9 protein-coding genes and 2 tRNA genes are annotated in these 25,783 nt (G+C 27.7%); 4 read left to right on the top strand and 7 right to left on the bottom strand.

The features are described 5' to 3' along the window. Positions 1-42 precede the first annotated feature (42 nt). From EXC37_RS02400 to EXC37_RS02415, 4 genes are all read right to left on the bottom strand, one after another. Positions 43-282 (bottom strand): YneF family protein, encoded by a 240-nt coding sequence (locus EXC37_RS02400; protein WP_006608774.1) that lies wholly within the window; start codon positions 280-282, stop codon positions 43-45. An 82-nt stretch (positions 283-364) separates the two neighbouring features. Then, a complete protein-coding gene (locus tag EXC37_RS02405) occupies positions 365-1,453 on the bottom strand; it encodes a M42 family metallopeptidase (RefSeq protein ID WP_081840313.1) in 1,089 nt (362 codons plus the stop codon). 12 nt (positions 1,454-1,465) lie between these two features. Next, positions 1,466-2,851, bottom strand: coding sequence for a M17 family metallopeptidase (locus EXC37_RS02410; protein WP_029891838.1), 1,386 nt, complete (start codon positions 2,849-2,851; stop codon positions 1,466-1,468). 49 nt (positions 2,852-2,900) lie between these two features. After that, positions 2,901-3,731: a deoxyribonuclease IV gene (locus tag EXC37_RS02415; RefSeq protein ID WP_029891839.1), complete on the bottom strand. Its 831-nt coding sequence runs from the start codon at positions 3,729-3,731 to the stop codon at positions 2,901-2,903. 209 nt (positions 3,732-3,940) lie between these two features. Here EXC37_RS02415 and EXC37_RS02420 point away from each other — a divergent pair. From EXC37_RS02420 to EXC37_RS02435, 4 genes are all read left to right on the top strand, one after another. Further along, a tRNA-Leu gene (locus tag EXC37_RS02420) sits at positions 3,941-4,026 on the top strand. A 22-nt stretch (positions 4,027-4,048) separates the two neighbouring features. Continuing rightward, a tRNA-Lys gene (locus EXC37_RS02425) sits at positions 4,049-4,124 on the top strand. 139 nt (positions 4,125-4,263) lie between these two features. Continuing rightward, positions 4,264-5,721, top strand: a complete 1,458-nt coding sequence (gene lpdA, locus EXC37_RS02430) for a dihydrolipoyl dehydrogenase (RefSeq protein ID WP_036445829.1) — start codon at positions 4,264-4,266, stop codon at positions 5,719-5,721. Positions 5,722-5,901: 180 nt separating this feature from the next. Then, positions 5,902-8,304, top strand: coding sequence for a coiled-coil domain-containing protein (locus tag EXC37_RS02435; RefSeq protein ID WP_029891841.1), 2,403 nt, complete (start codon positions 5,902-5,904; stop codon positions 8,302-8,304). 87 nt (positions 8,305-8,391) lie between these two features. Here EXC37_RS02435 and EXC37_RS02440 read toward each other — a convergent pair whose 3' ends face one another. The 3 genes from EXC37_RS02440 to rpoB all read right to left on the bottom strand — a co-directional run bounded on the left by EXC37_RS02440 (position 8,392) and on the right by rpoB (position 25,719). Further along, entirely contained in the window at positions 8,392-17,544 is a 9,153-nt protein-coding gene (locus EXC37_RS02440) for an SGNH/GDSL hydrolase family protein (RefSeq protein ID WP_029891842.1), read from the bottom strand. 161 nt (positions 17,545-17,705) lie between these two features. After that, entirely contained in the window at positions 17,706-22,103 is a 4,398-nt protein-coding gene (gene rpoC / locus EXC37_RS02445; RefSeq protein WP_029891843.1) for a DNA-directed RNA polymerase subunit beta', read from the bottom strand. Beyond that, a complete protein-coding gene (rpoB, locus tag EXC37_RS02450) occupies positions 22,096-25,719 on the bottom strand; it encodes a DNA-directed RNA polymerase subunit beta (RefSeq protein WP_029891844.1) in 3,624 nt (1,207 codons plus the stop codon). Before rpoB ends, rpoC begins: the two co-directional genes overlap by 8 nt. Positions 25,720-25,783 lie beyond the last annotated feature (64 nt).

The following is a 25,783-nucleotide window of genomic DNA, read 5'->3' on the forward strand; positions in this document are numbered from 1 at the left end:
TTTTTTATAAAAAAAAATGCTTGAATTTCAAGCATTTAATAATTATTTGTCATGTTTTGCATTTGTCATTGAACGCATAACTGCTTTGATTTGAGCCTCTGAAGCTTTTCTTCCCATCTGAAGATACATTGCTCTAATCATTTTTTCTGTAATAGGAGGATTTTCTTTAATTTGTTTTTCAAATCCTTTTTTTGCAGCTATGAAGGCTACAAGAGCTCCTACTAAAGCACAGACAACAGCTACAGCAATAATAATACCAATTCATCCACCAGTTGAAATCATTGTATTGCCTCCTTATTTGTTTCGGACTTATTTTATCATATTTTTTAATAATACTTATTTATAGGATTATAAGTATCATTGGTTATGAATATTTAATTAAATTTTCATAATCTTTTTGAGTGATTTTTTTAAGAAATTCGCTTAATAAATCACCAGCTGCAATTAAGTCATTTAAATTACACATGCCTATTGGCGAATGCAAGTAACGTTGTGGAAGAGAAATTGTGATTGTTGCAGCTCCTCCTGTTGCATATTGCAATTCAGAAGCATCAGTTCCTCCACCCATAGAAATAAATTTATAATGTTTTATATTTTTTTCTTCACCAACTGAGCATAAATATTTAACTAATTTAGGATCAGCCATCATTGCACCATCCATAATTCTTAAAGCAGCGCCTTCTCCTAATTTGGTTGTTCCAGAAATTGTGCCTAATGTATCATGACTAGAAGTTGTATCTAAAGCAATTGCAATTTGCGGATTAATTAGTTTTACAGTAGTTTTAGCACCACGAGTTCCAACTTCTTCTTGCACAGTTCCAACTAAATATAAATCAATATCTAAATCTATATCAGCAATTTCATGAGCTATGTATTCTAGAACACATACTCCGGCACGATTATCCATTGCTTTACCGGCAATTAAATCTGGATTGTCAAATTCGACTAATTCACCACTTAATAAAACAATATCACCTATTTCAACGCCTTTTTCTATAGCTTCATCTTTTGATTTAAATCCAAAATCGGCATAAAGTTCTTTATTTTTTATTGCTTTTTCTCTTTTTTCAGGTTCTAATATATGAATTGATGTATGTCCAAAAATACCTGTAAATCTACCTTTTTTGGTTAAAAGAAATGCTTTAGTTCCAATTACAACACTTGGTCAAATTCCACCAATTGGTTCCAATAATAATTGTCCAGTTTTTTCTATACTTCTTACAGCATATCCCACTTCATCCATGTGAGCAGCAATCATTACTTTAGGAGCATTAGCATTTTTTGATTTTTTGTGCAAAATAACTGATCCAAAATTATCATAACTAACATTAAATTTTTCTTTATTGATGTTATTTACCAACTCTTTAGCAACAAGAGTTTCATATCTACTAGGGCCTTCAAGAGCCATATATTTTACTAATTGTTTTTTAAATAATTCTTTGTTAATTGACATATTTAAACTTTCTTAACTTACTTTTTTAACTTGATATGAGGCTAAAAATTCAACTAAAGTATCAACTAAAACACCCTGTGGTTTTCCTTTAATGTCTGCAGTTCCAGCAACGTCACAATGAATAAAAGGAACTTTATTGGTAAATTCTTTTAAAAACATAGCTGCACTATTGCAATCTGATTTTCCAGAAGAAGAATAATTGTTTAAATCAGCTACTAAACTTTCAGTATTTGTTTCATGAAAATCATTATGCATTGGCATTCTTCAAACTTTTTCTCTTCCTGCTTTGGCTGCTTGGTTAAATAAATTTCACAATTTATCGTCGGTTGCATAAACTCCGGTATATGCAGAACCTAAAACCCTAACCATTGTACCTGTTAAAGTTGCTACATCAACTAGCGCAGTTGGCTCTAGTTTTGTTGCAGCATAGTATAATCCATCAGCTAAAACCAATCTTCCTTCTGCATCTGTATCTGTGACCTCTACGCTATGACCTGACATTGCTTGATAAACATTTTCTGGTAATGATGCATTGCCATCTTGTCTATTATCAGTAATCATCATAACTGCTGCTGCATTCTTTTTAATTTTTAACTGTGCTAAAGCTTTGACAGCATAAGCCGCAATTACTGATCCTGACATATCATATTTCATGCCTTCCATGTAATAGCCTTTAGTGTTTACACCACCAGTATCAAAAGTTATACCTTTCCCAACAATTGCAACTTTATCTTTTACTTCTGGTCTTGGAGTATATTCAACAATAACCACACGTGGCTCAAAAGTTGAGCCTCTATTAACTGAAAGTAAAAGACCCATTCCTAGTTCTTCAATTTCTTTTTTGCTTAAAACTTTTACACTTAAATGTTCAATATTTTGAAAATCATCTTGAATATATTTTGCTAATTGTTCTGAATTACAATAGTTTTCAGGCATAATTTGTAAATTTCTTACATCATTTCTTGCTTGTGCAATAGTTAAATATCTTTGGAATAAACTTTCATATTCATAAGATGGAAAAAGTAAACTAAATTCGTTTTTATTAATTTGTTCTTTCTTTTTACTAAATAGTCTTGCTTCATAAAAAACTAAACGAGAAACAAAGGCTTTTAAAACATCTTCAAAATTTAAATCATCAGATGTAAATGATTCTAAATCAATTTGATAACCTCTTGGAGCTGTCACAATTTTTGTATCAATTAAATTAACTAAATCATCATAGGTTTTAAATTTTTTATCGAGAAAAATATAGCTACTTTCAATTTCAAAATAATCAGTAATATGTCCATTTTTATGACTTGTAACAGTGCATAATTTTGGTTCTTTTTTATACTGATAGTAAGCTTTTAATCTCATCTTTTCATCACGTTCAACTAAGTATTTTAAATTACTTTCCATTATTACTCCTTACTTAATATGCATATTAATGATAGTTATAATTATATATTTATTTAGAATTTAAAAGAATTGTAATTTCTTCTTTGTAAATTGATCCACTCTCCGGAATTGGTGTTTCTAAAATAATTGGAACATTATCAAAGTCTTTGTCATGAACAAATTTTGCCAATGTTTCTAATCCAATAAAACCTTGGTTGATATTTGCATGACGATCTTTATGGGAATTAACATCATTTTTTGAATCATTTAAATGAATGACTTTAATGTGTTTTAACAAATCATATTTCTTTAATTCAGCTTTAAATTCGTCGTAATTTTTTATGTTATAGCCAGCATCTCAAATGTGACAAGTATCTAAGCACATTTGAATTCTCTCGTTGTCCAAAGTCCTTATTAAATAACTTAATTGGTCAAAATTTACACCAACTTCTGTTCCTTTTCCAGCCATAGTTTCAATACAAATAACTACATCATTTGTTTGTTTTAAAACTTCTTCTAAAGTTTTTATTAAAGTATTTAATGCACTTTCTGGATTAAATTTAGTATAAGCGCCTGGATGTAAAACTAAATATTTAGCTCCAAAATAGTTCATCCTTTTAATTTCCTGTACTAAGAAATTAATTGCAAATTCTTGCTTATCTGGATTTGAAGGATTAATTATGTATGGTGCGTGAACCACAATATCTTCTGACTTGATTAGATGTGCATAATCTTTTAAATATTCCTCTTTTTTATATAGAGAAACATCCGCTCTTATTGTATTCTGTGGTGCACCTAAATAAATCATTGCAGCATTAGCCCCATTTTTTAAACTTTGTTCTATTGCTCCTGTCAAATATGTTGGTTTATTAAATGAAACATGCGAACCTATTTTAATCATTTTGCTCCTTAAGAATAAATAAATTGATTGTTTAAATAATGATATAAACAATGTCAAAGTATTAAAAATAAAATAAAAAAATATTTTTTCTTTGCTTTTATTTTTTTATATAGTAATATTTTAGAGCCTTGAAAAATAAAAAAAATATTTTTTTCTTGGGGATTAAAAAAATTAGATATAATACAATAGCATTTTTCACATGTAAAGATGCCCAGGTGGCGGAATGGTAGACGCAAGGGACTTAAAATCCCTCGAAGGTTACTTCGTGCTGGTTCAAGTCCAGTTCTGGGTACCATTTGGCCTGTCAAGGTCAAAATGCGTCCATAGCTCAGCAGGTAGAGCAAATGGCTTTTAACCATTGGGTCAGAGGTTCGAATCCTCTTGGACGTACCATTTCATTAAAAAATGTGCCTTAAAAAGTGGCTTTTAGCCGCTTTTTATTTTTTTCTGTTTTATAATATACATATTAATTTCTTATAGACTTGAGAATTTAAATAAGAAATTAATTAAAAATTTATTTTAAGGAGTAAAAATGAACGCAGAATGCAAAGGTCAATGTGCAAGTAAGTATGAAGGACACATTGATGCAGAATTTGATGTTATTGTTGTTGGATCAGGTCCAGGAGGATATTTAGCTGCTGAAGAAGCTGGAAAACAAGGTTTAAAAACTTTAATTGTTGAGAAAGAATTCTGAGGTGGAGTTTGTTTAAATGTTGGATGTATTCCAACTAAAACTTTACTTAAATCAGCTGAAGTTCTTGAAACCTTACAACACGCAGGAGAATATGGTATCGTTGGTAATTTAAGCGATTTAAACATTGATTGAGCAGAAACTTGATCAAAAATGCACGAAAGAAAATACAAAGTTGTTGACCAACTTACAAAAGGTGTGCAAATGTTAATGAGAGGTTCAAAAGTTACCATGGAAAATGGTGAAGCAGAATTTTTAACACCTAAAGTAATTAAAGTTAATGACAAAGTTTATGCAGGTAAAAAAATAATTCTTGCAATGGGAAGTTACGCTCGTAAATTAACCATGCTTCCAGGATTTGAAAAAGCTTATGAAGAAAAAGTTGCTTTAACTTCACGTGAAGCAATTAACTATGATTCAAACTTACCAAAATCAATTGTTATTGTTGGTGGAGGAGTTATTGGTGTTGAATTTGCACAAGTTTTCAAAGCTGCTGGTGCAAAAGTAACTATTTTGCAAAACACAGATCAAATTTTAATGGGTGTTGATAAAGATGCTGTTAAAGAAATGACTAAAGTTTTAACAGCTTCAGGTGTTGAAATCGTTTATAACGCTCAAACAAAAGAATTAAATGACCAAAAAGAGCTTGTTTATAGTGTTAATGGTGAAGAAAAAGTTGTTAAAGCTGATGCTTACTTAATTGCTGTTGGACGTATTCCACAATCAAGAGGACTAAAAGAAGTGGGTATTGAATTAGGTTCTAGAGGTGAAGTTATCGTTGATGATAAAATGAGAACAAATGTTGAAGGTGTTTATGCAATTGGTGACTTAACAGGTCAAAGTATGTTAGCTCACGTTGCTTACCAACACGCAATTGTTGCAGTTGAAGATATTTTAGGTATGGATGCTTCATACAAAAATAAACCAATTCCAGGATGTATTTACACACACCCAGAAATTTCATTTACTGGTTTAACAGAAGAACAAGCCAAAGAAAAAGGATATGATGCATTTTCAGCAAAATATTCATTTAGTTTCTTAGGAAAAGCTATTGCTGCAAAAGCAACTACTGGTTTTGCTAAATTAGTTGTTGATAAAAAAGATGGAAAAATCTTAGGTGGACACATCATTGGACCTAACTCAACAGATTACATTTCAGAAATTGTTTTAGCAATTGAAAAAGGTGTTACAGTGTTTGATTTAGCTCATACAATTCACCCTCATCCAACTTTCTCAGAAATTATTTGAGAATGTGCTAGAAGCGCAGCCTTAAAATTACATTTAGAACATAAAAAATAATAATTAATGAGTGCTTAGCGCTCATTTTTATTTTACTTTTGTTACTAAACAATCCTTTTTATAGTGTTTTAGTTATTTTGTAAAGTAAAAAAATAAGTAAATGTTTCTCAAATTAATACCTAGTAACATGAATATATTAATATGTATTATAAAAACACAAAAAAGTGTAAAATTGAAATTATGAAAAAGAAAAATAATAAATTAATTATTGCTGCAATTTCAGGAACTGCTGCTATTGCTACAGCTGCTGCAATTGGAGTTGTTATTGCAAAAGCGGATGACATTAGAGGAAGAAAAACATTATCAAATAAAATTGATGAAGTTAAAAATTATCTAAGAACTAATGAAAAATATTTAGGTGATTCAACAGAAAAAAGTGAATTAGAAAAACAACTACCTAAAGCTCAAGAAGTTCTTAATAAAAAAGATAAATACAACTATAAAGAAGCTATAGATGAATTAGATATTGTTTTAAAACAAGCACAAAAATATGCTAACACTAAGGAAGAAGTTACAAGATTAATTAAAAAATTTGATGACTTAAAAGAAGCAAACAAAAATAAAAATAGTGAAGATGTTTTAAATTCACAAAATGAAAGTATAGCTCAGTTAGAAAATGCTTTAGCAAATAAAACTATCACATTAAAATCTTTACTTGAAGAGTTGAAAAAAGGCAACTCTGCTTTAAGTCAACTTGAACAAGCAATTAAAGATGAAGATGAAGCAAATAAAAATGCTGCTAAAAATGAATATAATACTAAAGTTGATGAATTGAAAACTACTGTCAAACCTACTTTATTAACTAATTTACAAAATCATTTTGAAGCACTTATTTCAAAACTTCAAAGAGAAGTAAATAGTGATGAAGCAACAGCTGAAACTATTAGAAATAATTTAGAAACTTTAAAAATTGAAGTACATAAATTACAAGCACAAGACACTCTTACTAGAGCTCTTCCTTACATATACCCATATTCAGGTTCTGAAGAAATTAAATATCAATACTTAACTACTGTTGAACACGATGAATTAAAAACTTTAGTTCAAACTTTGAATGATTCTTTAGAAGCCGAATATAACCAAGAAACTTTAGAACAAGCAAACATTGGCGTTAAAGATAAATTAACTTCTTTTGCATCACAAGAAGAAGAAAGAAAAACTGCATTAGAAACTAAACAAAATGAATTAGTTCAAGCAAGTAATCAACTTAAAGAAGAATTAAAAGATAAACTATCTAAAGAAGGTGCAATTCAACTTAATAGTCTTATTGAAGATGCCTTAGATAAAGAACCTATGGTAAATAATGTAGAGGTTATTCCGCAAACACAAGCAAAACTTATTGAAGATGCATATAAGTTAGTTGTTGATGATCTTTTAGTTTGATATGAAAATTTCAAATCTTCATCAAAAGCTAAATATGCAGAAGAAAGTGATAATACTGAATTAGAAAGACTTGTTAGTGAATTAACAACTGCTAGAAATGCAGAAGAATTTAACAAAGAAACTTTAAATAGTAAAATTGATGAATTTATTAACAAATTAAAAGAAGTTGAACAAAAAGCTACTCAAAAAGAAAAAGAATTCCAAGATCAAAGATCTGCTGCTTTAGATGAATATAATACAAACTTAACAAAAATTGAAGAAATTAAAAATCATTTAAGTGAAGAAAACAAAGTTAAAGTTGATGAATTTGTTAATGCTAATAATGAATTATTAAATAGTTCAGAAACATCTGCAGAACAAATTAAAGCTGCCAAAGATAAATTAAATAAAAATGTTTATCTTTTAGCAAAAGACGAATTAAAAGGGGAAGTAGAAACATTTTTGGCTTCAGATAAAGCAAAATATGCAACTGAGGAAGATAAGAATGATTTAAACAGCAAAAAAGAAGCTTTAGAAAACGCTGCAATTGCTGATCCATTCAATACTGATAATTTTGGAACTGCTTTCTATGCACTTGATAACAAATTAAGTGAAGTTAAAGAAAAAGCAGAAACTGCCCAGGAAGCTAAAAATAGTGCAATTCAGGAAATAAATACTAAAATTGAAAAACTTACAAACGAAATAAAACCAACTTTAAGTGAAACAAATCAAACAAAATTTGATGAATATGTAACTACTGCTCAAACTGTTGTAAATAATAATGATTCAACAACCGAACAAATTCAAAGTGCAAAACAAGAATTAATTAATAATGCAAACAAATTAGTTGCTGAAGATTTAGTAACTAAATCAAAAGACTTCAGAGAAACAGGATCAGAAAATAAATTAAGTCAAGAAGAAAAGACTGAACTTACTACACTTGAAGGTCAAGTTACAACTAAAAAAGAAGCAGATCCATTCAATGCTGAAGAACTTAAAACTGCTGTTGAAAATCTTAAAAACAAATTAGATAGTTTAAAAGAAGCAATTAAATCTAGAACAACTGCTCCTGATGCAACTGAAAATACTAATAGTGTATCTTCTACTTCGCAACCAGAAGATACAACAACAAATACTTCAGCAGAAAATAATTCTACAGAAGAAACACAACCCTCTTCTAAACCAACAGAAGAAGCAGAAAACACAGAAGAAAGTGCTTAATAAATTCTTAAAAAGGTAAATAAATCAAATAACTACAAATTTTATTTGTGGTTATTTTTATATAAAAAAATAGTTAGACTAAGCTAACTATTTAGTTTCAACAGGCATGTAGCCTCTAATTAAATCTTCCATTAAAACTTGAGTAAATGTTTTGTTTCTGTTGTATTTAACATCTTTATCATTTGGATAATAAATATAAACTAAAACGTGATCACGACCATAGAATGTTTTGCTTAAACTATTCGAACGACTTGGATAATTGCTTGTGGTTCCTCAGAAACTTCTTGAAGTAAGTACTTGGGCTCCCGCTCAATAATTACCATCTACATTATAATTTCTGTCAAAACCGGCAAATCAAATGTTATTTAATCCATATTTATTGCTAATAGCTGTTTTATATTCATTTTTAACATTATCAAGCATTTGAGTTCAGTGATTATATAAAATACCTTCTGCAGTAGTATTAGTACCATTTCAAAAAGCAAATCCTGAAACTTGTGAGTACATAATTCTAGCTAGTGATGTATAAATTCTTCATAGTGCACGATATGAAGTTGATGCTTGTTTTCATGCATTATAAGAATTTACTTTTGGTAAATTGGCTAATTCAATAAAGTAATTTTTAACAATTGGTCTAAAGAATGAAAGTAGAACATCTTTTAATTTACCTTCTACAGCTAATTTTCAGAAAGTTCCAAAGTTAAATTCTACTTGTGAATCACCTGAAGAGCCGCCATCTCCAAATAAGAAACTAAAAATTCCTTTAGTTTTATCTAATGGAGTTGTGTTGAAAAGAGCATTTACAACATTCGTAAAGACTTGTCCGTCTACATAAGAAATTATTCCTTCTAAAACCTTGGCATTATCCACGATTTTAGAAATTGATATTTTGTCTCCATTTCTAATAAATTTAGTTGCTCCCTTAATAGCATCACTTTTAATTTTGCCAATATAATCAGTTCCATTGTAATCTTTTAAAGTCTTTACAGATTCAAATAAAGCATCCACAACATCATTTAATAAGTTAGAATTTGCAAAACCTTTAAGAATTTGTTGCATGAAAAGTTTTAAATTAGGAAGATGAGCTTCAGTTAATTTAAATTCTATTGATTTAAGATAATTATAAGCAACAGTCCCAATTGAATTTCCAATTTCTGGTTTGTTAATTAGCAGATCTTTTAATCATGCTTTAACTTCAACTTTTAAGGCATTAGCCGCTCCTGAATTAAAGAATGCAGATAATGCATCCAATCATCCATTTTTATTGGCATACGTGTTATTGTTTGTAATGATTTCATTAACTAAAATTTTCAATGAATTTCTTAAATAAGTTGATTTAAATAATGCTACTAAAGTTTCAATTGTTTCTTCTTTGTTTAAACCTAAAGCAGATTGAACAACACTATCAATACTAAAATCATCAATAATTTTTCTAATTAAAGTATCATCCTGTGTAACTCCATCAATGATAGTGTTAATATCATTTTTGATAGTTTCTTTATTTTGGTTGAGAGTTGAACTTTTGAGAATTACTTTAACAATATTGAAATCAGTGAAATTAATTGCGCCTGTGATTGTTTTAAGAATACTATCGTCTATATTTTCGCCATTAAATAGATTTTCAGCATTATTTAAAATGGCATCAATAGCAGGTCTAATTAAATTAAGTTGTCTTAAAATAATTGGTAATTCTCCATGTAAATCGTTAATTAATTTTTGATTTTCAACGGTATTAACATTTATTCCATATTTAGCAAAATTGTAACCTAAAGTTCCTTTAATAATTGCTTTTACTTTTTCATGTTTAAGTCCAAAAGTAATTACACTTTCTACATCTTGAGCAAAGCGATTTTTTCTTTCGTTATCACCTAAATATACTCTGATAAAGTCGCTTAGAGAATTTACATTGTCAAAAATATTAATATTTTGACTTAAATTAGTTAGTAAATTACTCAATAAAGTATCTGCTTCTCTTGAATTTAAAACATCTACTAAGAAACCTTGTAAATCATTTTGATCAAAGAATCCATTTAAAATATTTTGAATTTTTTCCGGTAACAAGGTTCATAATTTTGTAACTAAATTGTCCTCTTCTTTAGTTAAGAAGTATTTTCCAATATTTTTAATCAAAATTTTTAAAGTATTAATGTTCTCTGCAAATTTTTCATTTTTAATAAATACTTTAATTACCTCGAAAATCGTACTTTCTCTATTTGTATCGTCAAAATATCTAGAAACTAATTTATCGATAACATTTTGAAAATCAAAATTATCAAAATTTGTTCTTAATTCCTCTAAAACATAAGTACTAAATGTTGTTAAAAGATTTAATTCATTGTCTATACTATCAAAAGAAAGAGTCATATCTTGAATTAATTTTTCAAGTTCTTGTGTAGTTAAATCTTCTTTTAATTGTGGATACTTATCGAAAAATCCAAATACTAATTTGCCTATAAATGAGCTAAATTCGGTGCTTTTAATAACATCTCTTAATCATTTTGCACTTCTATCAATAAATGTTTGACCGTTTGTTTCATTATTTAAATAATTTTTAGTCAAGGTAGTTAAATCTTTAAAGGAATCAAATGAATTAGCAGGTTCTAATATTCCTTTATTTACAAAATCATTTAATAGATATTTAAAGTTTTGATTTTTGAAAGTTAATTTAATAACGCTACTTAAGTTTTCATCATTAATTTGTTCCAAAATAGGATTTAAAGTAGTTATTAATTCTTCTGGTAGAAATACTTTAATTTGTTCTTTTGAACTTATTGCTGCAATTAAATCTATTAATTTATCAAATACATTTGAATTTATAATAGTTGAAGTTATCGCTTTTGTAAGGTCAAAGTATGTATTAACATTTTCAACATTATTATCAAGCGTATCTAAATGACTAAATGTTTCAGTTAATAACAAAGTAAATTCATCTTTTTCATAGATATTTTGAAGCAAGTTTTCAAATGTAGTTATATTAAATTTATTATTAGTTAATGTATTTAATGCATTTGCAACTTTAGATTTAATAGTTTGGCTTATTGGTGATTTCAAGAAATTAGTTATTAACTTGGCCAATAATGTTTTGTTAGGTTCTAAAACATTTTGTTTAATTATAACTTTTATTAATTTAACAATTGTTGTTTCAAGATTTTCTTCATTAAAATCACTTGAAATACTTGTTATAACATTTGCAAAATCTGCATTGTCAATTCCTTTTGTCAATTCTTTAACTAAAGAATCCAATGTTTTATTAACAATATCAATTTCATTATTTAGTGGTTTTATTAAAGAATGAAGCGAATTAAATAAAGTATTAAATTCTTCATCATTGATGTTGTTCAATAAACCTTCATACGTACCTAAATAATTTTTCAAGTTGTTTTTAACAATATTTTTTATCTCATCATTGTCAATAAAATCATTTGCAAAATTACTTAAATTAGTTTTAATAGCACTTTGAACACTTTCACTAGCTAATCATTTATTTAACTCGTCTTTTATGTTATTTAATTTATCTACTTTATCAGTTGCAAAAACCACTTCATTTACGAATTTATCTAATAAAGTTTTTAAATTGCTATTATTAAAGGCAAAAATAATTGTTTTTGTAACAAGTTCTTTTGTTACAAAATTTTGCGCTGTTGTAGGCAATTTCTTTAATTGTTCTGTTAATAATGATTGAACATTTTCATTTTTCAATATAAAGTCAATTAATGAAACTAAAGAATTGAAGAATTCAGTTTCACTTAAATTTCCTACAATAGTTTTTAAAATGTCTAAAATGTCTGTTTTATCTTTGAATGAGTTAAAATCCTTGTTTAAAATCTGATTGAAAATAGAATCTAATAAAGTCCCAAACTGAGTTGATTCAATAATGTTTTCATAGGCATTAATAATATTTGTTGAAAGATTTATATCATTATCTTTATTTATTAATTCATTGATTTTGTTAACAATTAAACTTTTGACATTAATTACTTCGTTAGAAGAAAGTAAATTCTTAATTAAATTAACAAAAACTTTTTTATTGTTTTTTAATAAATTACTTTCAATTAAAACTTTGAAAATAGATCCTAATGCACTATCTTTAGTTTCTGAAGAAATGTACTTATTAATAAAATTATTTTTGATTGTTTCAAAATTAGGATTTTCAAAATTTTGATCTAATTCATCGAAAGTAACTTGAATTAGATTTGAAATAATATTTAATCTTTGATTAATTAAAGAGATTGAATTCATTCCATCTCTAACTAAGGTTTCTATTTCTTCATTTGTTATATTTGTTTTTAGTGATGGATATTTATCTAAAAGACCTTTAATTAAGTTAGATACAACTGTTTTTAAATCCTCATTCATCAAGGTTTCATTTAATAAATTTGTTAACTTTTCTGTTAAAAAACTTCTATATTCTTGATTAGTAAGATAGTTTTTAAATAATGATTTTAGATCCGTTTTATTGTTTAAATCAAAATCATCGGTTAAAACAACTTTACCTAAAAAATGATTAATAATATCTTTTAAGTTTTGATTTTTTAGAATTGTTTTTGCTAAATTGGCTAATTGTCCATTTTCTAAATTATCAAGTAATGGTTGAAGTGTAATTTTTACATTTTCTGGTAAAAGTAAAATAATTTGATCTTTATCAACAATTGTTGACAACAAATCGACTAAACTTTTATATAAAGAACTTGATGCTATGTTGTTTAATAAAACTTTAATAACTTCTGAATAAGTATTTGCATTACTTAATTCATTTTTTTTCTCTTGAATATAATCAATTAATGAATCAATTAATGTTTTTAATTCATCTTTTTTATAGATGTTTTCTAACAATTTTAATATTTGTTGTTTTTCAAAAACTCCATTAGTTACATTAACTAAAAAGTCAGAAAATGGATTATTAATACTTGCAACTAAATCAGAATTTAAATAATTAATTAATAACTGTTTTATAGTTTCTTTGTTGTTAGATAAAAGGTCGTTATCTACTATTTTTTTAACAAGATGGATAACTAATTCCTCTAAATTATCAGCAAATAGTTCATTTTTAAAACTTGTTAAAAGATTTTTTACATCAAAGTTTTCAATTCCTTTTTGCAATTCTTTTACTAAAATGTCAACTGTTCTATTTAAAAGATCGGTATCAAAAATTACATTTTTCAACAAATCAAAACTTTGGTCAAATAGGGTTTTAAAGTTTTGTTCTTCAATATTAGTCAATAAAGATGTTTGTGTATTTAAGATTTCATAAACAAGATTTTTTAATAAATCTTTTACATCATTATTATTAAGAATATCTTTTCCGAAATTAACTATATTTTCTTTTAATTTAGTTATTTTTTCATCATTTCTAAATCAAGTATTTAAAAGTGTTCCAAGATTAGAAAAATCATTAAATGATCTTGCTCCTAAAACTGCGTTATCAATAAAATTAGTTAGAATGTTTTTGAAATTTTCATTATTTAAAAAACTTATTAAAATAGTTTTTAATTTATCATAATTAAATAGATTTTTATATTTTTCACTTGAATTTGAAAGTTTAGATAAAATAAATTCTTTTAAATTTTCATCACTTAAAGCAAAATCAACTAAATTAACTAATGATCTATAAATATCACTATTAACAAAATCACTTAAAATTAATTTAAATACTTCAAAAATGTTTGTTTTATCTTCAACATTTTCTGCACTTATAGAAGCTAATTTGGTTAGTGTGCTATCAATAAGTTGAGAAAGTTGTGAAGATGAAATCAACGAAGTTAATGACTGCTCAATTTTATTTTTTATTTCTTGATCATCAGTAGGATTCAAATTAGTATTAATTAAATTTACTAATGTTTCTTTTAAATTGAATAATTGTGTTTCATTTAAAACATTGAATAAAAATTGTTTAATAGTATTTTTATTTTGAGTAATTGTTTGATTTTTAACAAATGTTTTTAATAGTTTTAAACTTGCTTGTTCTAAATTTTCATTAGTTAAAATAGTATTAAATTTTGAACGAAGTGAATCAGAAAAATTGCTAAAACCATGATCTTTAATTTGATTAATTAGTAAATTTAAAGTATCATCAACTATATTATTATCTGAAATTAAATCATTTGCATTTATTAATAAACTATTTAAAAGTGAATTAAAATCTTCTTTGGTAATTTGATTAACTAAATTAGAATTTTCGTTTAAATAATCATATAAAGTTTTTGCTAAATAACCTTTCAAATAGTCATTTTGGAAAATATCGCCTATAAAATTTTTAATATGTTGTACTAAAATTTGATTATTTTCATCATCTTTTAATCAATTTTTAATAATTGTTTCAAAGTTGGAAATATATTTAAAACTATCAACATTTTCTGAAAAAATTGCATTATTTAAGAAATTATCAACTATTGCCTTGAATGAATTATTATTAAGTACCACATTGAATACATTTTTTATTAAATCTGCGTTGATAAATTCAGCTAATGTTTCGTTGTTTAAAGTTAATTCAGTGTTAATTACATTTTTAACTTCCTCTTTATTTAAAATATATTGAAGCAAATTATTAAATGACTCATAAAGATTACTATTTGTTAAGTCGGTTGTTAGAAGTTTACTTAGTTCAACTAAATTTGTTGTTTCATTCAATTTTTCTTTATTTACATCAAATAAAGTATTGAATATTGATTTTAAAAACTCAGAAAATTCATTAGAAGTATAAATATCTTCTAACACTGGTTTTAATTCTTCTTTATTTAGATTTTGTTTAGTTAAGTCATTTAAAATGTCAATTAGTTTATTTGTAAGTAAGTCATTTAATGGTAATTTATCATTTGTTATAGCATTTAAAATTAGTTGTCTAAATTCATCTCTAAAATCACCTAAATTGTGTTTTAAAAGTGATTTAAGAATAACAAAAACAGTATTTTCTAAATTATTTTGATTAAACAATTCCTTGAATTTTTCAACTAATGTAGCAGTAATATTAGCAAAATTTAAATTAGTAAATTTATTTTTAGTTACTTCAGAAACTAAACCATCTATTAACAATGGCAGTAAATGTAATTCATTGTTAATATCATTTAAAGAAGTTACAAGTTCATAAATTAATTTGACAATTTGTTGTTCATCAATTTCTACATTTAAATTAAATTCTTTTGTAACATTTTTTACAACTCTAGCCAAAATTTGTTTAAATTCATTGTCACTTAACAAATCAGTAACTAAATTATTTAAACCTGTACTAATAGCATTTTGAATATTTTGATTGCTTAAAAAGGTATTTAGTAAATCTTGATAGGTTGTGGCGTTAATAAAATCATCAGAAGAATCTAAAACTGCAACAAAAATATTACCTAAAGATGTCTTTAGATTTTGATTTCTAATTAATTTTTTAATTACTGTTTTAAAATCATCAACAGATATGTATTTTTCAAAAGTTGAATTATAAATGCCGCTCGCTATTTTTTCAATAGTTGCGTCTGAAATATTTAATTCAATTAAACGGCTAATAATATCTTGAATAATTTGTTTTAACTCTTCTTTGGAATCTTCATTTTTTAAGAATGGAATTTGTAAGAAAGAAGTAATAACTTTAACTATTCTAGTTTCATTTAAAACTTGAGTTCTAAATGATTCTAATAAATATTCAAATTTATATTCTTTTGCACCTGGTTCACCATCAGCGTCTCAATCATTAGTGAAGAAATAATCATTAGTATTTCTTAAGATTGAAGAAAATACATTGTTTTCTAAAGCTCAATTTTTAATTTGATTTAAATTTTCATCATTATTTCTAGTTAAAAATTTCAATAATTTTCTGTCTGGATCAATTAGTCCATAAGTTGATGATGAAAGTGAAGAAATTAATAGATCATTAATAATTAGGTCACTAAAACGTTCTTCAGAAATAACTCTGTTGTAGTAATTAGTTAGACTAAAATCATTTTGATGAATTTCTCTAAGTTTGTCAACTTCATATAAAAAATTAGTATGATCAGTTGTGAAAAGATTATTAAAAATTTCTAAATCATTCTTTTTAAATTCTAATTGAAAGCCATATGAAGATTTATCGCTTTGATAAAAATTACTGCTTCAATCAAAATGATTTTCTTGCAATTTGTCTAAAGAATCTGTTTTAAGGGCTAATTTGGTGAAAATATCCATAGCCATTTTTTTATAACCATATGCTGAAGGATGAATATCAAAAAGTAATGGAGCTAATTTTTCTACATTGTTAATTCAATATTTAGCATCATAAGCATTTATAAAATTGACATTATTTACTCTTGCACCAAAAGCAATTTTACGATTAAGTAAATTGATTAAAATTTGACTTAATTGAATTGAAACACCAAAGTTATTAGCAATGTATTTATCTAATAATTTTCCAATAAAAGACATTGGTAAAGGGTATGAAATAAAATTAACGTTTAAGTTAGGATTTATTTCTTTTAATTTTTGGACAAAAAGATTTTGTCTTTGAGCTATTGCATCAAAGACGGTTTGGAAAGTATTATTGATTAATTGTACAATTTGCGCATAATTGTATTTGTTTTTAATAATTTGATCAACTAATTGTGCAAAAGGAATTTTAGTTAATTCTTTAGTTAATAGATGTAGAGCATCATTGGCTCCTAAAGTTACTGTTAACAAATTAGCTTCTTTAATTTGTGAAACTAATTTTGTATAAAAATCATCTAAATTAGAACCAAAATATTTAGTTAATTTAACAAGTTTAGTTGCATTTAAGGTTTTATATTCTTGAGTAAGAATAGAATTTCAATCATTGAAAGTTGAACCAGATACCGCAAGATTAGTAAAATTATTTAATTTATCTTCTTCACTTTGTTGAATGAATGAGGCTAAATAGGCAGGATATGATAATCCTGTCACTTGATTGTCTATTAATTTTCCTTGATAATCTTGTGGTAATTGTCCGTCTCAACCAGCAGTAATAGAATCACCTAAAGCTAGATAATTTACTTTATCATTTTTACTTATTCCATTATTAACAAGTGTTTTTGGTTGAAATGATAAAGTTTTTTTACTGTTGTTATTTCCAACATTAAAACTTGAATTACTATTATCTGGTAAACCAGGTAAAGAATCTAATTTTGAATTTTCTAGTATTGGTTGATCATTTCCTTTTTGAATAGTTTTTTCTTTTGTGGGGATAAAACTAAGTCCGACTCCTAAACCAATTGTTGATGCTAGTGCAGCGGCAAAAACAATTAAAGTTTGTTTCAATTTGATTTTCATTTTTCTCCTCTCAAATTAATAAGATACATCTTATTAATGTGTAAAGTTAATTACTTGAAAAATATAGTTTATTATACTAAAAAAGTCCTGTTTTAAAAATTTTGCCATTTTTCTGAATTAAAAAAAATACTCACTTTTTTTGTGAGTATTTAGTTTCAATTTTAAAATTCTAAATCTTCAGAAGTAGTATCTTCTAAAACTTCATTTTCTTGTTCAAAGTCAGCTAAAAGATCAAACTCTTCTTCAAGATCTAAATCATCATCCTCGTCATAATCATTACCATGTGTTTCTAGAGTTGAATCATATTTATCTTTAAAGTATGATTTTGGATCTCTAATATCGTATTTTCCACCCTCTTCGTAATGAGAGTTTGTTCCAGCAGGAATTTTGTGACCAAGAATAATATTTTCTTTAAGACCTTGCAATCTATCAGTTTGTGTCGCAATAGAAGCATTAACAAGAATTTTAGGTGTTTCTTGATATGATGCTGCTGCAAGGAATGAATCTGAAAGAAGTGGAGTTTGCTTAGCTCCTTTAATTTTAACTTCACCAAAAGGAGGTTTTTTACCTTCCTTAATTAAACGAGCACTTTCTCTTTGATAGCTTAAAATGTCTACTAATGAACCTGAGAAAAAGTTTGAATCACCTGGATCTAAAATTAAAATTTTTGAAAGCATTTGACGAATGATAATTTCAATATATTTATCACTAATTGTAATACCTTGAATACGGTAAAGTCTTTGAACTTCTTTTAACAAGTAATTTTGAACAGCTCTTGTATCTGCCACTTTTAGTAATTCGTTTAAAATCACTGGTCCTTCGACAATTTTTTGACCTGGAACTAATGAATCACCAACTTTTACTCTTAAACGACGATCATTTTTAACATCAAGAATTCTTTGTTCTTTTTTACCATCAATGTTAGTAATTTCTAAAGTAATTGCTTTTTCATTTAAAATGTTTCCATTTGCATCTTTACGTGGAGTAATATCTAAAACAGTTGCGTATTCTTTAGCAATCACAGCTGGTTTACCTCATGGAGAATCATAAGCATCGATTAATTCCATTAAACGACCAAAACCACCAGTAATATCTTCAACACCAGCAACCCCTCCTGTATGGAAAGTACGCATGGTTAACTGAGTACCAGGTTCACCAATTGACTGTGCTGCAACAACACCAACTGCCTCACCAATATTAACAACACGGTTAAGAGCTAAATCTTTACCATAACATTTTTTACATACACCATTACGGGTATAACATGAAAGTACTGAACGAATTTCGACTTTTTCAATACCTGCATCAACAATTTTTTGTGCAATTTCTGGAGTAATTAATTTGTTAGCTTGAACAAGAACATTTCCATAAGCATCTAAAATTGGTTTATTAGCAAAACGTCCTTCAATTCTCTCTGCTAAGCTTTCAATAACAGTATTAGTTTTTGTATCTTTAATATCTTGTACAACGAAACCATAATCTGTTCCACAGTCTTCTTCTTTAACAACAATTCCTTGTGCAACGTCAACTAAACGACGAGTTAAATAACCTGATTTAGCTGTGTTTAAGGCAGTATCGGTAAGACCTTTACGAGCCCCGTGAGTTGATGAATAGAATTCATAAGCAGTAAGACCATCAAGGAATGATGATTTAACAGGAATTTCAACAGTTGAACGAACAACACGTTCGTTTTCCGCATCGGCTTTAAGAATTTTAGTGTTGTTATTCATCAAACCACGCATACCAGCTAATTGAACAAAGTTAGATGAATTTCCACGGGCTCCTGACGTAAACATCATGAAAAGCGGGTTAGTTGGATATTTCTTAGTTAGAGCTTTTAAATCTTGTTCAATTTTATTTTTAATTTCAGTTCACTTAGCAATACTAAATGAATATCTTTCATCATCTGTAATGTGGCCTTCTTCAAAATATTGTTTTAATTTTTCAATGTGTTTGTCACCTTCAGCAATTTTTTGTTTAATTGTTGGGTCAGTTAACACATCACTAACTGCAATGGTTGTTCCAGAAATAGTTGAGAAATGATAACCTGTTTGTTTAATGTCATCTAAAATAGAAGCAACAATATTTGTATATCTAAATCATACTTTTTCAAGTAGTTTTGTATAATCTTTAACTTCTCAAATTGGCGCGGTTTTAGCTTTGAAATAGTTGATTTTTTCTTGAATTTCTTTGTATTCTTCCCTAATGATGTTTTCAAGAATTGAAACGTGTGAAACATCCAATTCATCATCTTTGTAATCTCTTAATTGTGCAAGACGATTTGCTAATTCATTTGGATTAGTTTCTTGCATTTCAAAAATTTCATTAATATCATTGATAATTGAAGCGATTGCTTCCATGTTAATGATTGCAACATAACGATTGTAAACTTTACGAACAATTTTAGCTACATCTTTTTTACCAAGTGGTAAATTAATAGGCATATTTTGAATAATTTCTTTGAAATTGGTTCCATATGGATAAGCATAGTGCTTTAATTCACTAGCATTACTTGAAGTATGTAAAGTTTCTTTTTCGGTTACACTATCTACATATTTACCAAAAATAAATTCAAAGCTTTCAGGGAAAAGTCTATTGAAAATGAATTTACCAACTGTTGAAACAATATATTTTTCGTCTTGAAGATTTAAATAAGTTTTATTAATTTCTTCAACTGGTAAAACTACTCTAGCATGTAAATGTACTCTACCATTTTCATAAGCAGTAATTAATTCATCATAAGTTGAATAGTAGCTACCTTCACCATCAACGCCTTTTTGTTCCATAGTAAGATAATAAATACCTAAAATAATATCTTGACCAGGGTTAATAATTGGTTCACCATCTTTTGGTCCAAGAATATTTTTTGAAGCAAGCATTAATTCACGAGCTTCTCTTACTGCTTCATCACTAATAGGCACGTGAACAGCCATTTGATCTCCATCGAAGTCAGCGTTAAATGGAGTACAGGTAAGTGGGTGTAATTTAATTGCTTTTCCACGAATTAAAACAGGTTCAAAGGCCTGAATTGATAAACGGTGTAAGGTTGGAGCACGGTTTAAAAGAACAGGTCTTCCTTCAATTGCTTTTTCCACATAAGGTCAAATAATTGGATCTAAGTTTTCAATTGCTTTTTTACCAGCTTTAATTGAATTAATTGAATTATCGCCTTTAATTAATTCTCTAATAATTCAAGGTTCAAATAATTTGGCAGCCATTTCCCTTGGAATACCTACTTGGTGCATTTTTAATTCTGGTCCAACAACAATAACTGAACGACCTGAATAATCAACACGTTTTCCAAGTAAATTTTGACGGAATCTACCTTTTTTACCGGTTAATGCATCTGAAATTGATTTTAAAGGACGGCCATCTTTTGAAGTAACTGGATTTGGTTTTTTACGAGCATTATCAATTAATGAATCAACTGCTTCTTGGATCATTCTATACTCATTTTGTTTAATAAGCATAGGCGCATCTGATTCATTTCATTTTTTAAGACGGTTGTTTCTTATAATAATACGACGATAAAGTTCATTAATATCACTTGTTGAATGACGACCACCATCAAGTTGAACTAACGGACGTAAATCAGCAGGAATAACTGGCAAATCATAAATTAACATGTCAAGTGGATCTTGTTTTGAGTTAATAAATGAATTAATTACTGCTAATCTTTTGTAAAGTTTAGCTCTTTCTTGAACTTTACTTGAAGCTGGGTTGTTGTTGATTTGTGCATTAATTGCTTTAATTTCATTCTCAACATAAGCGGCTTCTTCTTCTAAGTTAATATTTTTTAATAAATATTCAATTGCCTTTGAACCTGTTGAAATTCTGGCATCTGAATATTCATGAATAATTTCATTGTATTCATAAAAATCAATACCATAATCTTTACCAACTTTAGAAGTTGCATATTCTAATAATTCTTCTAATGATTCAGTAATTACTTCATATTCTTCACTATCAGGAGTATAACGAGATTGTAACTCTTCTAAAGCATCGCGATACACAACAGCAGCTTCAGAAATGTCAATAATGGTATTTTTGTTTAATGATTTTAAACCACCATTTTCTAGCACAATATGACTTTTGTAATAGATTAATTTTTCCAAATCAGCTTTAGAAACTGAACGTGAATGATTTGCTACTCTTAAACCAAGTAATTTGGAAATAATTGAGTGATCTATTTTAAAGAATCAAAAATGTACTACTGGATTTTCTAAATGAATGTGTCCCATTCTACTACGACGTGAAATTTTAGGCAAAATTTGCGGTCTATATTTTTCACACATTGCTGTTTTTAAACAAATTGTGTTTTCGTCGCTCTTTTTATATTTAGTACCACAAGTTGGACATTTGTAATCAGTTGTAGGTCCAAAAATTAATTCATCAAATAAACCTTCTTTTTCTGGTTTATAACTTTTGTAATTAATTGTTTCAGGTTTAGTAACTTCACCATGTGATCAACTAGCAACATCTTCTCTGTTAGCTAGAGAAAGAGTAATTCTTTCAATTGGAGCACTATTTTGAATTTTATTTTTTAATGCTTTATTCATTTAAGCCTCCTTGAATATCAAGATTTTCAAAATGTTGTTGATAATCACTATCATCATCATCTGCATGTGAAAGGTCTAGTTTCATTTTAAGACCTTTTAGTTCATAACTTAAAACGTTAAATGACTCTGGGACTCCTGGTTCTGGCAATTCACTTCCTTTAGCAAGAGCTGCATAAAGTTTGTTACGTCCATTGATGTCATCTGATTTATATGTAAGAATTTCTTGAAGAACATTTGTTGCTCCATATGATTCAAGAGCTCATGTTTCCATTTCTCCAAATCTTTGACCACCATTTTGACTTTTACCACCTAATGGTTGTTGAGTAATTAATGAATATGGGCCAACTGAACGTGCATGCATTTTATCATCAACCATATGATTAAGTTTAAGCATGTACATAACTCCAACTGAAACAGGATTATCAAATCTTCTACCTGTAATTGGATCAATTAAATATTGTTTTCCACTTTCAGGTAATTTAGCTTCTTTAATTAAGTTGAAAATTTCTTCTTTTTTAATACCATCAAAAGCAGGTGTAACAAATTTTACCCCTAATTCTCTAGCGGCCATACCAAGGTGAATTTCTAAAACTTGTCCGATGTTCATACGAGAAGGAACCCCTTGCGGATTAAGCATAACGTCAACTGGTGTTCCGTCCTCTAAATACGGCATATCTTCTTCAGGTAAAACAATTGAAACAACACCTTTGTTTCCATGACGTCCTGACATTTTATCACCAACACGAATTTTACGTTTTACAGCAATTGAAACTTTAACAATTTTTTCAACTCCGTCCTCAAATTGAACGTTATTTTCATCCCGACTTAAAACTTCAACATTAATTACAGTTCCACTGTGACCATTCTTAACTTTTAATGATGTATCTTTAACATTAATTTGTCTTTGTTGAAGAACCGCAGAAAGTAATTTTTCTTCTTGTGATGGATTATCATCACCTTTTGGAGAAACACGACCAACTAAAACATCACCAGGAAGAACTTCTGAACCAACTTTAACAATTCCGTTTTCATCTAAATGACGGGTCGCAAATTTTGAAACATTAGGAATATCAGCTGTTAATTCATCATCTCCAACTCTACTTGTTCTAAATAAAATTGTTTGTTCTTCAATGTGAATTGAAGTAAAGACATCATCCTTAACAAGTCTTTCATTAAGAATAACAGCATCTTCATAATTGTATCCTTTATATGTAGTAAAGGCCACAACTACGTTTTTACCTAATGCTAATTCTCCATTTTTAAAGCTTGATCCGTCAACTAATAAATCACCTTTTTCAATGCTTTGACCAACTTTTACTAATGGTCTTTGGTGTACAACTGTATCTTGATTAGATCTTTGGAAATTTTTAAGCATGTAGGTGTCTAAAGTATTTTTTTCATTTCTAACTTTTATTTTGCTTCCGTCTACATATTCCACTACTCCAGAATTTTTCGCAGTAATGTTTGTTGAAGAATATTTAGCTATGGCACTCTCTAAACCAGTAGCAACAAAAGGCGCTTCTGTTTCTAAAAGTGGTACCGCTTGACGTTGCATGTTAGAACCCATAAGTGCACGGTTAGCATCATCATTTTCTAAGAACGGAATACATCCAGCTGCTACAGATACCATTTGGTTTGGAGCAACTTCAATATAATCAATTTGATCTGCTTTACCTAAAACATAAGTATAGTTATGGCGCATAGTAATTTGATCATCCACAATTTTGTTATTTTCATCCACTTTTACAGTTGATTGTGCAATATAGAATCCAATTTCTTCAATTGCTGTTAAATACTCAACTTGATCATAATTTACTATGCCATTATCAACTTTATAGTATGGAGTTTGCAAGAATCCATATTCATTAACTTTTGCATAAGTCGCAAAGTTTAAAATCAAACCAATGTTTGGTCCTTCAGGTGTTTCAATTGGGCAAATTCTTCCATAATGAGTTGCATGAACATCCCGAACTTCGAATTGTGCAGTATCACGATTAAGACCTCCAGGTCCTAGAGAAGTAATACGTCTTTCGTTTGAAATCTCTGCAAGTGGATTAATTTGATCCATAAATTGCGATAATTTAGATGAGTTAAAGAAAGTTTTCATTTGATTTGAAATTAATTTGTTATTTGTTACATTTTTAGCAGTAACAGCATTAACTTCTTTTGCACCCATTCTTTCACGTGTAGTTTTTTCTAATTTTCCTAAAACTACATTTAATTGATTTTGTAACAATTCTCCAACTGCAACAATTCTCTTATTTGTTAATGAATCTGGATCATCGTCTTGTCCAATTCCATCTAAAAGATTGAAATAATAACCTACAGCAGCAATAATGTCAGAAACAATTAAGTGTGTTTCAGTAGCGTGTGGATCAGTTCCAATTACTGTAACAGCTTCTTTTCCTCTTTCTGATCATTTTCTGTTTGGATAAATTTTTAAGGCAATATATTTAATCATTTTGCCTAATTTAGGGTTGTTAACTAATAATTTTCCATAAACTGTTTCAGCTTTTAATCCTGGAATATTTTTTGAAGGAAGAAAACCTTTATCAAAGTTATGTTGAATTAAAAGTGCAAGTTTATGAGTAATAAAAGTATTTTTTTCTAAGATTTTTTCTTCGCCGTTTTCATCTTTGATTTTTAAGTCTTCAGCAAGAATAGTTTCAGAAATACGATCAACTAAATTAAGTTTTTTATTTAACATATAACGACCTGTTTGACTTAAACTGTAACGTTTTTTGTTAAACAAAATTCCTGAAATTAAATTAGCAATAGAATCATCTGTTACTCTATCACCACGACGAATAACTCTGAATAATTCTTCTTGACAATTTTTAATGTTTTTTTCTAATTCATCAAATTCTGAAGCTTTTTTATCACGTTTGATAGTTTCTTCAAGTTCAGATGAATTACCAAAAAGACCCTTGATAGTTTCAAGAGATAATCCTAAAGCAACCAAAAATGTTGTTAAATTAACATTTTTATTTTTATCAATTTTAATTTTGACAGTGTCAACTGCCTTAGATGTAATTTTATGTGAAATTTCTAATCATGAACCAATTCTTGGTAAAACTTCTAATTTGTTAAATAAATCATCTGATTGTTTATTACGCACTCCACGACCAAAGTATGCACCAGGCGATCTAATTAATTGACTAACGATAACTTTTTCGCTACCATTGATAATAAAACTTCCTCCAGTAGTCATAAGAGGAATTTCACCTAGAAAAACTTCATCTTCTTTAACTTCAGAAGTGTCGTTAATAGTTACTCTAAATTTCGCATAAAGTTTCGCTGCATAGTTAATGCCTTTGATTTTGGCATCTAAAACAGCTTCATATTCTTTCTCTTTTGGTAATTCTAAACGAGCACTCTTATTAATGTACTCCAAAGTTAATTTACCATTAGAAGAAGTAATTGGGTAGTGTTCTTTTAATGATTCTTCAATTCCTTTAGCTTTGAATCATTCAAAAGATTCCTTGCTAGTAGTTAAAAAATCAGGAATGTTTAAAATTTGTTTTGTAGTAGAATAATCACGTCTTTCAGTGATAGGACCAAATTTACGCATTTGGAAAGCGGTTTTTGTTGATTTTGAATTTGTTTCTACACTCATCTTTCACTTCCTTCAATATCTAAGCATGCATAAAAGCAAATAAAACGAGTTAAATTTTTAACTC

The organism is Mycoplasmopsis columbina, from assembly GCF_900660685.1.
Taxonomy (GTDB): Bacteria; Bacillota_I; Bacilli_A; order Mycoplasmatales; family Metamycoplasmataceae; genus Mycoplasmopsis; species Mycoplasmopsis columbina.